Raw genomic sequence first — 14,419 nt, forward strand, 5'->3', positions numbered from 1 at the left:
TTAAAACGAAACAGAATCGAACAGAAATTTAATTAATTCAACCAATACAATTTCCTAAAATTTTGAAAAAAATCAATGTGGATTTCAATAAAATAAAAAAAAATCCATTTGTTTTACAGAGTTTAAAAACGATGTTTTTAAGAATCATAGGGGTAGTTACCCTTTTTGGATTTTCATTGTTTTTAACGCACAATTACGACCCAAGAATCATTGGTCAATTTGACTTTATAAGAATGATTTTATTAGTCCTAAGCAGTATTTGCGTTCTGGGTACGGATCAATCCATATTATATTTTACAGGCATTTTAAAAAGCACAAATGAAACGGAAAAATTAAAGGCTATTTATAAAAAAATTGTAACGCTTATTTTTATATTGTGTTTGCTGGTATTGATTGTATTTTTTATCATTGGTCAAAATAGTATTGCTATTTTCTTTAATGATAAAAGCACTTATTTGCTGATGGCTAAGGCAATTATTACATTGTTTTTCTATTCGATAACTTTATTTAATACAGAAACTATTCGGGCACTGGACAAAATTTATATTGCCGAATTATTTAGAAATACATTTAAGTATGTTTCCGTTATTATTGGTGCGGTCGTCTTGTTTTATTATCATCAGGAAACCTATTTGGTAGATACTTTTTTGATAGGATTTGTTGTACTTGCAATTATAACTACGATTATTATTTTTCGCCTTTTCAAAAAGCAAAAAAACGATTCAATACTACCAAATGATACTAATCCTTTTACCTATTCCTTTATTGCTCATAAATCATATCCCATGGCTATAAGCAATTTAGCTATTTTCTTGATGATGACATTTGACGTGGTATTTTTGAAAAAATTTAAAGGTGATGAAACCGTTGCCTATTATGCTGTCGCAATGAAGTTGGTTTCTGTTTTGTTCATGATTAATAACTCGGTGTATATTTCTGTTTCTTTAAAAATTGCTCAACTTTATACGGACAAGAATCGTGCAGAACTATTAAGAGCATTGAAACACAGTGCCAGAATAATCTTCTTATTTACATTACCGGTGGTTTTATTTGTTTGTTTGTTTTCCGAAAATATTTTATATTTCTTTGGTGAAAATTACATACAAGGGAAACAAGCGCTTTTGATATTGATGACGGGTCAATTGTTAGCTTCATTTTTTGGAGTATCAGCGATATATTTGAATATGACGGGAAGACAAAGTATTTTTCAAATTGTCTTAATTTTTGCAGTACTGGTCAACTTAATTCTAAATATTATATTAATCCCAATATATTCCATTACTGGAGCAGCAATAGCTTTTGTTTCGAGTTTACTTTTTTGGAATATAGTTACAGCAATAATTATTTATAAAAAAGATAAGTTATTAGTTGTATTTCATTAAAATAAGGGGACAATTAATACCAATTTTTAATATAATTATTCACAAATAAAGTAAGGTTTTTCTATAAACAGCAAAGATGCAAAAACTAGTAAAAAAAAATAAGGCAGTATTTATAGGGTTGTTTTTTTGTAATTTAATAGTAGCCTTTTTGACGCCTTATATTTTACCGGAAAGATATTTTAATGATACTGTAATAATCGTATTTGATAAAGGTCACGAAATAGGCTGGTTTGGCAGTTACCCGTTTGTGATTATGTTTTATAAACTTACAGGCTTGCGGCATCTTCCTTTTTTTCTTATTGCCCTGATTCAATTTCCTATAGTCACTTACATATTATATAAAATAGGGGTGCCTTCTAACTTCCATAAGCTAAATGTAAAAAATATTTTGGTCTATATTGGGCTACTACTTTCGGGTATATACATGTCTATGCCCACTAAGGAATTTATCACTTTTTTATTGTTTTGCACCATTCCTTTTATATTTCAATCCAAGAGAAAACCAAGATTTAAAATTGTTTTTTCACTGGTTTTAATCGCTTGTTTTTCGTTTTTCAGGCCGTATTATCTATTGATGCCAATATTCGCGGTTGGGATGTATTTAGTATCGTTTATTAAATTTGAGAATAAAACATTTTCCACTATTTTTTATGGATTGCTGATTGCCATTTTTTTATCACTGAGTCATGGCGTTTTAAGAGGAGAGTACATTTCGAAACAAACAAGGGAAAATTATGTCACTAATGCAAATAAAAACAGTATAAATACGGCAATAGTATCGCCTATTTCGCAAGACACGTGGTACGGTGAGGCATTTGGTATTGTCTATGGTTTTATGGCTGTAAATGTACCTGTAGTTGAGGCAATAAAGCACATTTTATCTCCTCAAGTACTCGCTTTTGTAATCTGGCAATTATTGATTTTTTATATTTTATTTGTCCGCTTTTCCAGATGTTTAAAAAATAGAAAGCAATATCAATTTGAGTTGTGGACCTTATTAATTTTATTTGCTTATTTTATCGTTCAAGGTATTTTTGAGCCCGATTTAGGCACTTCTATCCGACATAAAATAGGCCTTTTTCCTTTAATATATTTTGCATTGTATTATGAAGATTTCAGAAAAGACATTCGACAAAGTATTTAATTTTTTTTTATTTTTAATTGCTATTACATTAATTTTCAGAAAACTTTGTACTGTTTTTTTGATCGTTTTTGTGATTTTCAATTTATTGTTTTTAAAGAAAATAAAAATTTCAAAAAACCAACTACCGATTATGTTGTTGATAGCATCCCCATTTTTGATGGAAATGCTGTTTTTTGGAAATAATGATTCTTACGCTCTCGGTTTAAAATCATTGGAGAAGAGTCTTTCACTGCTCTTTTTTCCACTGTTTATAATTGGAAATTACCAGCGGATTCAGTTTATTAAAATTTTGAAAGCCTATTGCATGGGTACAACACTTATTATGGCATTCTTCTTTATGCGTTTTATAGTGTTGTATCCGGAGCATTTTTTTAAATACCTCAATGGAATTCATCTTTGGGAAATGGGTTATGTGTTTTCCGATAGTATTGGCATTCATGCCCCGGCGCTCAATATGCACTTGGCTTTTGTCGCTTTTTCTAATCTTTATTTTTTGTTTGAAACTTCAAAAATAAAGTATAGTAAATGGTCTAAAATTAGAGATTTAGCGCTTTTTATTCTTTCATTCTTTTTTGTTTTATATGTGAATACCAGAATGGCATTATTAGCTACATTTTTTGGTTTTATCACGGTTGGTTATTTCCAAATTTCCAAAAGTTATAGTTCTAAAATTATCTTCAAAAGGGCGATAATTACACTGGTTTTGATTGGTTCCGTTTTATTTTTGTTTATACAAAAGAATCCTTACATGAAAGAAAAGTATTCGACCCAGATTTTTTCGAATATGGACAAAGTAGGGAAATTAGATGAGATAGATCATCCGGAAATAGCCGTTTATAGCTCGTTTGTAACCCGATTATCCATTTGGAAATCGGCATGGGAATTGTCTCTTAAAAACCTTCCTTTTGGGGTGGGAGCATCAGATGGGAAGATAGAATTAGTGAAGTATTTTAAAGAAACGAATCAAATATTTTTGGCGAAATATGAGTTTCCAACACACAATCAATTTTTAGATTATTTATTAAAATTTGGAATATTGGGACCAATTGTAGCCTTATTTTATATTGGATTTATTGCTTATTTAGGAATTAAGACAAAAAATACAGTTATAATTTCTTTCTTTTTTTTGTTTTTCACTTCAAACCTTACGGATGATTTCCTTCTTCGTTTTGATGGAATTGTTTTCAGCGGATTATGGATTTCTATATTTGCCAGTTATTGGCTTCAACAAAAAAATAAGCTGATTGTTGTATAATATTTTTTAGTAAGACACAAAAAAACCGCTTATTTAGCGGTTTTAATTACATCTTTTTTAAATTCTAAATGTGGGTATATTTCTCCAACTTCAGGAAACTGTTTCAGTGTTTCTATTGGCACATTTTCAACTACATAATCAGGACCAGCAGGCAGTGTTTTAAGATAATCATCAGTCGCAGGAATTGAATTTGTTCTCCAACGGGCAGCTTCTTTTATTAAATACCATTGCCCTGTTGAGGCGTGAACTATTTTTCCTTCGTATCGATCAAAGTCAGTTAGCTCAACTTTTACTTCATTAGACGCTTTAGGGGCAACCTCTTGAATGGCATCTTGTTGTTTTGTTTCCTCTTTCTTGTTTCCACAAGACAATGAAAATAAAGCAACTAGAGTCGCAATCATAAACGTTTTTTTCATTTGAATTTATTTTAAATAATAGAAATTAAAATTTCAGTAAATATCGTTATTTTTTCTAATCAAAGAAACTTAATAGAAGTTATATATAGTTGGATTTTTTTTAAATAGATCCTAAAGAGATAATTCAAATCAATACTTTGTAATTATTAAATTTGTGATACATTTGAGTTTTTAACAATAATTACGCAAGTAATAAAGAACGATTATTATTTACATCAGAGAAATGGCAAAACTAAAGATCGTTCATTTATTACATTCCATAGGCGGAGTTGATGTGTATTTGAGACTTGTTTTAGAAAATATGAATACTGATTCGTTTGAAAACATAGTTATTCATGGAGCCAAAGACACAATTAAACCTTTTTTTGATAAAAATGGGAATAAAGTAAAAGAATATAAAGTTTCTATTTTTAGAGATATTTCAATAATCAATGATATTAAATCACTTGTTCAAACCTATAAAATTCTAAAAAAAGAAAAGCCAAATCTAATACACGCACACAGCGCTAAAGGGGGTATTGTAGGTCGAATTACGGGTAAATTATTAGGAATAAAAGTAATTTATACGCCACATGCTTTCTCCTATTTAAGTACGCAAAATAGTCTAAAAAGAAATCTTTTTTTGAGTATTGAAAAGTTTCTTTCCAATGGAAATAGTCAGCTTTTAGCAACATCACAATCCGAAAAAAAACGTGCTATTGAGGAGGTTGGTTATAAACCAGAAAATGCAATAGTATTCAATAATTGCATTGAACCAATAACTGCAATTCATCCTTTAACAATAAAAAAAACGTGGCCCGAAGATTATATTTGTACAGTTGGACGTCCATCGTATCAAAAAAATATTGAGCAAATGATACGGGTGCTTCATGAAGTCAATAAAGAAGCTAAAATTCATTTAATTGTAATGGGAGTTGGTCCAGTATCAGGTCAGTTAGAATCAGTTAAAAATTTGATTCAAGAGTTAGACATGAGCAATGACGTAACGCTTTTAAATTGGACAGAAAGAACCGATGTTTTTCATATAATTGATCAATCTAAGTTTTATCTTTCAACTTCCAGATATGAAGGAATGCCTTATTCTATTATTGAAAGTTTAGCATTATCTAAACCTTGTATAGTTAGTAATTGTGATGGAAATAAAGATTTGATTATTGATAATTATAATGGATTTGTTGTTGATAACGAAGATATAAAGGGTTTTAAAAGTAAAATTTTAAAGTTATTAATCGATAAAGAATTATTGGATAAATTGTCAAAAAATGCTTTCAATTCGTATTCTGAAAAATACAACATCAAAAAAAATATTTCTGAACTGGAATCTATTTATTTGAATTAATATTGAAAAAAAGAATTTTAATGTATAAAGAGTACATCAAACAAAAGATTAAGAAAGAAAAATTTCATCCCGGGATTATTGGGCTTTTCATTAATTATAATTTTCTAATCCGAAAATCAATTCGAAGCGCTATAAAAAATAATGCGCATAAACTTGATGGCTCTTTGTTGGATTTTGGTTGTGGAACGAAACCCTATAAAAAACTATTTGTAAACGTAAAGGAATATATTGGTGTAGATTATAAAATTGAAGGAAGGGAACAAAATTATAATGAAGTAGATGAATTTTATGATGGTAAAAAAATTCCATTTGAAAGTGAACGGTTTGATTCTCTTTTGTGCACCGAGGTTTTAGAACATGTTTTTAATATAGACGAATTATTAAAGGAATTTAATAGAGTATTAAAGAAAAATGGGAAGGCACTAATTACAACTCCTTTTATGTGGGAAGAACATGAAATGCCCTATGATTTTGCAAGATACACAACACCTGCTTTAAAACATTTGTATCAAAAAAATGGTTTTAAGGTGGTTGAGAACTTTAAAACAGGAAATTATATAGAAGTTATTTTTCAATTTAATTTAAATTACATAAAGAATATACTCCCAAATAATAAAAATGTAAGACAGGTTTTTCTAATTCCTTTTATCGTCTTTTTTAACTTTTTTGGAGTTCTGTTCAGTCTATTATTGCCAATTGATACAACAGCTTATTTCAACAATGTATTTGTTTTAGAAAAGATAGAATAATTTGAATAGCTTCGTCAATAATTGAAAATAAACGGTTGTGAAAAAAGATTTTGCTGATATTTCTTTCACAATCCTAATGATAAGTTTATTTTTGACAGAATCCTCTTTATGACGACAAAGAGCGTTGTGTTATTTGAAGTAATCTATTACTTTTTAATAAATTATTTCATAATACCCAAACTATAAAAATCTATATGAAAAGAATACTTATCACCGGAGCAGCTGGATTTTTAGGATCACATCTTTGTGACCGTTTTATTAAAGAAGGCTATTTTGTCATTGGAATGGATAATCTCATTACTGGAGATTTAAAAAATATAGAACATTTGTTCAAATTGGAAAATTTCGAATTTTATCACCATGATATCACCAAATTTGTTCACGTTCCGGGTCAATTAGATTATATTTTGCATTTTGCTTCACCGGCAAGTCCAATCGATTATTTGAAAATTCCAATACAAACATTAAAAGTAGGCTCTCTAGGGACGCACAACCTTTTAGGTTTGGCACGAGTAAAAAATGCCAGAATTCTTATTGCATCCACTTCTGAAGTCTATGGAGATCCATTGGTTCATCCACAAACTGAAGAATATTACGGAAATGTAAACACAATAGGACCAAGAGGTGTTTATGATGAAGCCAAACGTTTTCAGGAATCAATAACAATGGCGTACCATACTTTTCATGGTGTAGAAACCAGAATCGTTCGAATTTTCAATACGTACGGTCCAAGAATGAGACTCAATGACGGTAGAGTTATTCCAGCATTTATAGGTCAGGCGCTTCGTGGTGAAGACTTAACTATTTTTGGTGATGGAATGCAGACGCGTTCTTTTTGTTATGTTGATGATCAGGTGGAAGGTATTTTTAGATTATTGCATTCTGATTATGTTTTACCGGTAAATATTGGTAATCCGGATGAAATCACCATTAAAGATTTTGCTGAAGAAATCATAAAACTGACAGGAACCAATCAGAAAGTGGTTTATTTTCCTTTGCCAATAAATGATCCTTTGCAACGACAGCCTGATATTACTAAAGCAAAACAATTGCTGGGTTGGGAAGCAAAGGTAGATCGTGCCGAGGGAATGAAAATCACTTACGACTATTTTAAATCATTGTCCAAAGAAGAACTTTCTAAAGAAGAACACAAGGATTTTTCGGGTTATATTAAATAGCAGAAGGATAGTATTTTTGAATTTATCTTTAAATTAATAGTTAGAATACATTCACTAATTATGACAGCATCACAAATAGGAAGATATTCAAAATACATAAGGCCTATTAGTGTTTCAATTGATCTAATAGTTATTTCAATACTAGGTTTGTTCTTCCTCGAAGACCTCAATTTAAATATTGAACATTATCTTATTTATCAAACAATTGGATGGATTGCAGCTGCTTTTTCTATCAAGTTTTATGATGTCTATCGTTTTACAAAACCAATTGAAATTATTTCGAAAATAGTCAAACAGGGGATTTTATTTCTTTTAATAATCATTGCTTTTTTTCCGTTTTCTAAACAAGTTTTTTTTAGCGGAACAGTGATTGCCCTGTTTATTTCATCAGTTATAGGATTGATTACTGTTTCAAAATTTTTACTGTTTTATTATTTAAAGGAATACAGAATAATAACAGGAAGCAATTACCGAAGCGCGGTGATTATTGGATATACACCCGAAGCAATTCGATTGAAAGATCTTTTCGAAACAAGAAATGATTATGGGTATCGTTTTTTAGGGTATTTTTCAGATAAGAAATCAAATCAAAATATTAAAGGGAAATTGGCAGATTTGAAACCTTTCGTAATTGAAAATTTTGTTGATGAAATTTATTGTTCATTGAACGAAATCTCCAACGAGCATTTGAAAGATTTAATAGATTTTGCCGATGAAAATAATAAAACAATAAAATTCATTCCGGATACTAAAGAAATTTTTTCAAAAAAATTAAAAATAGATTATTACGAATTTTTCCCTGTACTATCTTTAAAAAAAACAATTCTGCATGATCCGGCGACTAAAGTATTTAAAAGGACATTTGATATAGTTTTCTCCATTATAATCATTGTATTTCTTCTATCTTGGTTGATTCCTTTATTAGCTATTCTGATAAAATTAGAATCTTCAGGCCCCGTTTTTTTTAAACAAGGAAGACCCGGAATTGATGAGAATGAATTTTATTGCTATAAACTTCGTTCTATGAGAATCAATAAAACAACCGAAAAAGAAGCCTCAAAAAATGATCCTCGTGTTACTAGAATAGGTAAATTTATGAGAAAAACAAGTTTAGACGAAATGCCTCAATTTATAAATGTTCTACTTGGTGAAATGTCAGTTGTAGGTCCGCGGCCTCATCTTTGGGCACAAAATAAAATTTATGGAAATAAGGTAAAAAAATATATGGTACGTCATTCTGTTAAACCGGGAATTACAGGATTAGCTCAAGTGAGTGGTTTTCGTGGTGAAATAGAAACAGATGACGATATGATTAATAGAATAAAATTTGATGTTTTTTACATTGAAAATTGGTCTCTTATATTAGATTTAAAAATAATTTCTCAAACAATAGTTAACATTTTCAAGGGCGAAGAAAAAGCATATTAAAATGGAAATACCATTAGTTTCAATTATAACACCATCCTTTAATTCTGAAAAGTTCATTGCAGAAACGATTCAATCTGTTCAGAATCAAACCTACCAAAATTGGGAAATGATTATTGTGGATGATTGTTCTTCAGATGAAACGGTGTCCATTGTTACAAAAATGACTCTTTTAGATAATCGAATCCAACTTTTTCAATCCGAAAAAAACTCAGGAACCGGAATTGCACGAAACACAGCGTTGACTAAATGTAAGGGAAGGTATATTTCTTTTTTGGATGCCGATGATTTGTGGAAACCACAAAAACTGGAGAAACAAATAGATTTTCTTAAAACCAATAATTTACCGTTTACTTTCACTTTCTATGATTGCATCGATGAAGAGGGGAAATCATTAAATAAAACAGTGGAAGCACCGAGAAATCTTTCTTATAGACAACTGTTTTTTTGTAATTATGTTGGGAATCTTACCGGTATTTATGATGTAAATTATTTCGGAAAAATTGCTATTTCTTCCATCCGTAAACGCCAAGACTGGATGTTATGGCTCACGATTCTAAAAAAAATAAAAACGGCGCAACCTATTACTGAAAGTTTAGCTTTTTATAGGATTAGAGAAAATTCAATTTCAGCTTCTAAATTGGACTTATTAAAGCATAATTTTGCGGTTTACAGAACGTTTCATGGGTTTAACGTAGTTGTTTCATTACTTTGCATGACGGGTTTTTTATTCACGCAATTAGTCATAAAACCGCGTTATATAAAAACGATCAAATCATAGATTTAAATTGCTTTAACTTTCCACGATTGCTTCTTTCTAAAGCTTTTTTTCTAATAAAACTAAAGTTTAAATCCGGTTCCAAATACAAAGCAATAGCGGTTTCTATTTTTTTAATTTGTTTCAAATTTAATTCGGTTTCACTGACATATTCAATTTCAAAAGTATCGATTTTTGTCTGCTTGATTATGAATTCTTTTACGTTTCCATCGTCTTCAATAAAGCTTTTGGTTACATAATAAAATGTCAATCCAGGTGATTTTTTCCCGCTTGGCAAAAGGGCAATATCATTTGTTCTTCCAATTAATTTCTTAAGAATAGGTTTCTTTAACGTACTTTTTTCATCCAGAATCCCAATATCGCCAATATCATAACGTATAAACGGATGTGCTTTATTGAATAAGGAAGTAATTACAATTCGGCCCGAAGTCCCGTTTGGAACCGCTTGATTATTTTCGTCCAAAATCTCTACAAATAACGTTTCCGAATTCACTTGCCATTCATCTTTAGGATTTTGAAAAGCGATTAAATCTAGTTCCGAAGCACCGTATTCATTGACAATTGGAATTCCAAATTGTTGCTCCAAAAGAATTTTATCATCTTCAAAAAGCATTTCTGAAGTCACCATGCACACTTTTAAAGTGGGACAAATTTCCTTTAAAATGATGTTTTTTTTCTTTAAATATTTGGCAAAGAGAACAATTGAACTCGTGTAACCATTGATGTAATCGAATTTTTTATTCTGAAATTTTTTCAGAATTTTTTCTAATACCACATCTGACAAATCAAAAATGGAGAATCGAAACCGATGGCTCAATAAATCTTTAAAGCGTTCTTTTTTGTTACCAATAAAATCCATTGGAATCCCATAAAAACGGGCTTGAAAGGAGCTGTTGAAATCAATTCCGTACCAACCAAAACGATACATATTGGAAGCCCAAGTCAAAGCGTGACTGTATTTATCTTTGGCAAAAATAAAGGGATCACCGCTGGAACCAGATGTTTTATTAACGTAACTATTTTTTGGAGAATACCCGTTTGAAAGCCTTTCCAGCAATGGTTGTTGTAAGTTTCTTTTATTTAAAATGGGTAAATCGTCCCAATTGGTAGTATTTGAACCAACTAACTCCTGATAAAATGGATTATTCTGTAAATGAAAATTAACGATTTCTAATTTTTTATTTTCAAGAAAAGCTTCATGTTCTTTTTCGGATAAAGCGACTATTTTTTGCAATTCAGCTTTGGCTTCCTTCATTGGGAATCCATTTAGTTGTAGTGATAAGTCGAAAAGTGGAAACATTTTAAAGGTATATTTCATCAAAAATAATATTTACGTACAACTAATGACCAAGAACCAACAACTTTTTGAAAATTAATTATTTTTTAAGTTCAAAAGCAATTATTTTTGCACCACAACTAAATAAAACAACATCATGACTATTTTACTATTGGGTTCAGGCGGAAGAGAGCATGCATTTGCATGGAAAATGATTCAAAGTCCGCTTTGCGACACACTTTTTGTAGCACCAGGAAATGCTGGAACTGCAGCAATAGCTAACAATATTGATATAAGCCCAACTGATTTTGACGCTATCAAAGCTTTTGTTCTTCAGGAAAAAGTAGAAATGGTTGTTGTTGGACCTGAAGATCCATTAGTAAAAGGGATCTACGATTTCTTTTTAAATGATGGAGAGTTAAAACATATTCCAGTTATTGGACCATCAAAAATTGGGGCTCAATTAGAAGGAAGTAAAGAATTTGCCAAAGAATTTTTGATTAAACATAATATCCCAACTGCTGCTTACGATAGTTTTACTGCCGAAACAGTGGAGAAAGGATGCGAATTTTTGGAAACATTGCAACCGCCTTATGTTTTAAAAGCAGACGGATTGGCAGCTGGAAAAGGTGTTTTGATTATTCAAGATTTGGCGGAAGCCAAAGAAGAATTAAGAAACATGTTAGTGCACCAAAAATTTGGTGACGCCAGTTCTAAAGTTGTGATTGAAGAATTTCTTGACGGAATAGAATTAAGCTGTTTTGTCCTTACTGACGGAAAAAATTATAAAATCCTGCCAACTGCTAAAGATTACAAACGCATTGGCGATGGCGACACGGGATTAAATACGGGCGGAATGGGAGCAGTTTCTCCAGTTCCTTATGTTGACGCTGTTTTGATGGAGAAAATCGAAACACGCATTGTAAAACCTACCATTGATGGTTTTCAGAAAGATGGAATTCCGTACAAAGGATTCGTTTTTATTGGATTGATTAATGTGAATAACGAACCAATCGTAATTGAATACAATGTGAGAATGGGTGATCCGGAAACGGAAGTGGTTGTTCCAAGATTGAAAACAGATTTAGTGGAATTATTTTTGGCAGTAGCCAATGAAAAACTAGATGAAATCACACTGGAAATTGACGAAAGAAGCGCTACTACAATTATGGTAGTTTCTGGCGGATATCCTGAAGATTTCGAAAAAGGAAAAGTGATTTCAGGATTAGAAAATATTCAAGATTCTATTGTTTTTCACGCAGGTACAAAATTAGAAAATGGAAATGTTGTTTCTAATGGGGGAAGAGTTTTAACTGTAACTTCTTATGGAAATGATTTCGAAGAGGCCATAAAAAAATCTTACCAAAACATAGATAAACTAAATTTTGATAAGATGTATTTTAGAAAAGATATTGGAAACGATTTAAAATAGTTTCCAATTATCGTTCACTTTTTTTTAAATATTACTTTAAAAAAGAGTGAGCGGTAGTATCTTGATTTTCTGTTCCGTTTGCTTCAAAAATTTTCAATTGTTTGATCCAATATACCATTGCAGACGCACAAATAATCATGAAAATCCAGTTGATAGTATTAGCAGCAAACCAAGATTTAAGTTCCAATGAACGTAAAAAATCTAGAGGAGCAAATAAAATATTTACAAATAAGTATTGTATTCCTTCGAAAAATGCTTTCATAATGTATAAAATTAATTTTATTAGTTGTTTTTAAAGGGCTCTGGAAAGTAGAAAGGTCTTATTTAGTAAGAATCTTTTTGAACTTGCAGGGTTTCCTTTTTAAACAAGTATTATATTTACAATCACAAAAGTATAAAATATCCTTATGATAACAAGTGTTTTTAAAAAATCTACACCATTAAATTTTTCATTGGTAGTAATTTTAATGCTGGTTTTCTTTTTAATATATCAATTTCAAGATTTATCTTGGACTAATTCCATTTTTTTGATTTTAAAAAAAGTGGCATTGTTCTGTGTTTTATTGGCTTCTGTTTTTATTACAAATTTCGTTGTAAAGAAAAACGGACTCAGTAAAGACAGTACATACACCATTTTTTTCTATTTTTTATTGTTGCTTTTTTTTCCTTCGGTATTAGACAACACGAACCTAATTGTTTCAAATTTCTTTATACTATTAGCCCTTCGCCGATTGATTTCATTGCAATCACTTAAAGCTTCCAAAGAAAAAATATTTGATGCTTCATTGTGGATTTTTTTAGCCTCATTATTTCATTTTTGGAGTATTATTTTTATTGTATTGGTTTTCATATCAATAATTTTCCATGTTTCCAGAGATTATAGAAACTGGTTCTTGCCGTTTATTGCCTTTTTTACAGCGGCAATTCTTTTCCTGTTATATGCGGCAGTATTCAATGTAAACGTAATCGAATATACAACAAGGAGTGTAACGACGGATTTTAGTATTGATTATTTTACTAATAATTACCAAAACGCTGCTTTTTCGATCTATGCTACTATTGCATTATTTTTCGTTATTTCCATGTTTGCAACATTGTCTAACAGACCACAACTTTTACATGTTTCTTTCAAAAAAATAATAGCTTCCTTCTTTATTGGAATCGTAATTTTCTTGATTTCCTCCAATAAAAGCAATGATTTATTGCTGTTTACCTTTGCGCCATTAGCAGTGATGGCAACAAGTCATATTGAAATTGTGCAACTAAAATTGAAACAGGAAATTGTATTGTTTGTTTTTATTCTATGCAGTCTTTTTGCATTTTTCTCTCAATTATAGTTTATTCCCAAAAGCTAAATCTCCCGCATCGCCAAGTCCGGGAATAATGTAACTGTGTTCATTTAGTTTTTCGTCTAATGCAGCAATCCAAAGATGACACGTATCGGGTAAATGTTGTTTAAGGTGTTCAATTCCTTCTGGGGCGGCAATTACAACTGCAATGTGAATTTCCTTTGGAGTTCCTCTTTCCATTAATTTATTAAAAACAGCAACTATAGATTGTCCGGTAGCAAGCATGGGATCAATCAATAACACATTTTTGTTGTTTATATCAGCGATTGCTTGGTATTGAACAACAATGTCAAAATAATCATCATTATTAGGATGGTGCCTAAAGGCCGAAATAAAACCGTTTTCTGCATTGTCAAAATAATTTAAAAAACCCAAATGCAAAGGCAATCCTGCGCGTAAAATGGAGCACAGCACCAATTGATCTTCAATTTCGGTAGTTTTCTTGATGCCAAGAGGCGTTTGAATTTCGATGTTTTTATAATGCAATTCTTTACTCAATTCATAAGCCATGATTTCACCAATACGTTCAATATTTCTTCTAAAACGCATGCTGTCGTTATGAACATTGACATTTCGAATTTGTCCTAAAAAATGGTTCAGAACACTATTGTTTTCTGATAAAATATGGATTTGCATGGTTTTAATTTTGGAATTAAACTTCTAAAGTTTTTTTTATCTATAAAAGTATAAAAAAGT

The 14,419-nt window shown here is 30.6% G+C and carries 14 protein-coding genes; 10 read left to right on the forward strand and 4 right to left on the reverse strand.

Annotated elements, in window-relative coordinates; translation table 11 throughout:
- Positions 1 to 62: 62 nt before the first annotated feature.
- The 3 genes from OA85_RS04860 (at position 63) to OA85_RS04870 (ending at position 3,781) form a co-directional block, all read left to right on the forward strand.
- The gene (locus OA85_RS04860) at positions 63 to 1,382 is read left to right on the forward strand and encodes an MATE family efflux transporter (protein WP_231557076.1); all 1,320 of its coding nucleotides are present in this window, start codon (positions 63 to 65) and stop codon (positions 1,380 to 1,382) included.
- 76 nt (positions 1,383 to 1,458) lie between these two features.
- The gene (locus OA85_RS04865; protein WP_039108362.1) at positions 1,459 to 2,526 is read left to right on the forward strand and encodes a hypothetical protein; all 1,068 of its coding nucleotides are present in this window, start codon (positions 1,459 to 1,461) and stop codon (positions 2,524 to 2,526) included.
- Between the two features lie 304 nt (positions 2,527 to 2,830).
- Positions 2,831 to 3,781: an O-antigen ligase gene (locus OA85_RS04870; RefSeq protein WP_231557077.1), complete on the forward strand. Its 951-nt coding sequence runs from the start codon at positions 2,831 to 2,833 to the stop codon at positions 3,779 to 3,781.
- A gap of 29 nt (positions 3,782 to 3,810) precedes the next feature.
- On the opposite strand, the gene OA85_RS04875 is transcribed toward OA85_RS04870, so the two are convergent.
- Positions 3,811 to 4,197 carry a hypothetical protein gene (locus OA85_RS04875; protein WP_039108364.1) on the reverse strand — a complete coding sequence of 129 codons (387 nt, stop codon included), beginning with the start codon at positions 4,195 to 4,197 and terminating at the stop codon, positions 3,811 to 3,813.
- Between the two features lie 223 nt (positions 4,198 to 4,420).
- Here OA85_RS04875 and OA85_RS04880 point away from each other — a divergent pair, with 223 nt between their 5' ends.
- The 5 genes from OA85_RS04880 (at position 4,421) to OA85_RS04900 (ending at position 9,669) form a co-directional block, all read left to right on the forward strand.
- Complete coding sequence (locus OA85_RS04880; RefSeq protein WP_039108365.1) at positions 4,421 to 5,536, forward strand: glycosyltransferase; 1,116 nt, start codon at positions 4,421 to 4,423, stop codon at positions 5,534 to 5,536.
- Positions 5,537 to 5,556: 20 nt separating this feature from the next.
- Positions 5,557 to 6,285: a class I SAM-dependent methyltransferase gene (locus tag OA85_RS04885; RefSeq protein WP_052257144.1), complete on the forward strand. Its 729-nt coding sequence runs from the start codon at positions 5,557 to 5,559 to the stop codon at positions 6,283 to 6,285.
- A gap of 194 nt (positions 6,286 to 6,479) precedes the next feature.
- Complete coding sequence (locus OA85_RS04890; RefSeq protein ID WP_039108366.1) at positions 6,480 to 7,463, forward strand: UDP-glucuronic acid decarboxylase family protein; 984 nt, start codon at positions 6,480 to 6,482, stop codon at positions 7,461 to 7,463.
- Between the two features lie 60 nt (positions 7,464 to 7,523).
- A complete protein-coding gene (locus OA85_RS04895; RefSeq protein WP_039108367.1) occupies positions 7,524 to 8,891 on the forward strand; it encodes an undecaprenyl-phosphate glucose phosphotransferase in 1,368 nt (455 codons plus the stop codon).
- A 1-nt stretch (position 8,892) separates the two neighbouring features.
- Positions 8,893 to 9,669 carry a glycosyltransferase family 2 protein gene (locus tag OA85_RS04900; protein WP_039108368.1) on the forward strand — a complete coding sequence of 259 codons (777 nt, stop codon included), beginning with the start codon at positions 8,893 to 8,895 and terminating at the stop codon, positions 9,667 to 9,669.
- On the opposite strand, the gene OA85_RS04905 is transcribed toward OA85_RS04900, so the two are convergent.
- A complete protein-coding gene (locus tag OA85_RS04905; protein ID WP_039108369.1) occupies positions 9,659 to 10,966 on the reverse strand; it encodes a phenylacetate--CoA ligase family protein in 1,308 nt (435 codons plus the stop codon). The genes OA85_RS04900 and OA85_RS04905 overlap by 11 nt on opposite strands.
- A 133-nt stretch (positions 10,967 to 11,099) precedes the next feature.
- Between OA85_RS04905 and purD the strand changes: the two genes are divergently transcribed.
- Positions 11,100 to 12,374, forward strand: coding sequence for a phosphoribosylamine--glycine ligase (purD, locus tag OA85_RS04910; protein WP_039108371.1), 1,275 nt, complete (start codon positions 11,100 to 11,102; stop codon positions 12,372 to 12,374).
- Positions 12,375 to 12,405: 31 nt separating this feature from the next.
- Here the strand turns inward: purD and OA85_RS04915 are convergent, their stop codons facing one another.
- Complete coding sequence (locus OA85_RS04915; protein WP_039108372.1) at positions 12,406 to 12,636, reverse strand: hypothetical protein; 231 nt, start codon at positions 12,634 to 12,636, stop codon at positions 12,406 to 12,408.
- Between the two features lie 145 nt (positions 12,637 to 12,781).
- Between OA85_RS04915 and OA85_RS04920 the strand changes: the two genes are divergently transcribed.
- The gene (locus tag OA85_RS04920) at positions 12,782 to 13,711 is read left to right on the forward strand and encodes a DUF6427 family protein (RefSeq protein WP_039108373.1); all 930 of its coding nucleotides are present in this window, start codon (positions 12,782 to 12,784) and stop codon (positions 13,709 to 13,711) included.
- On the opposite strand, the gene upp is transcribed toward OA85_RS04920, so the two are convergent.
- On the reverse strand, positions 13,706 to 14,359 hold the full coding sequence (gene upp / locus OA85_RS04925) for a uracil phosphoribosyltransferase (RefSeq protein ID WP_039108374.1): 654 nt from the start codon (positions 14,357 to 14,359) through the stop codon (positions 13,706 to 13,708). The two genes, OA85_RS04920 and upp, sit on opposite strands and share 6 nt — an antisense overlap.
- Positions 14,360 to 14,419: the final 60 nt, after the last annotated feature.

The sequence above is a fragment of the Flavobacterium sp. AED genome, from assembly GCF_000812945.1.
Taxonomy (GTDB): domain Bacteria; phylum Bacteroidota; class Bacteroidia; order Flavobacteriales; family Flavobacteriaceae; genus Flavobacterium.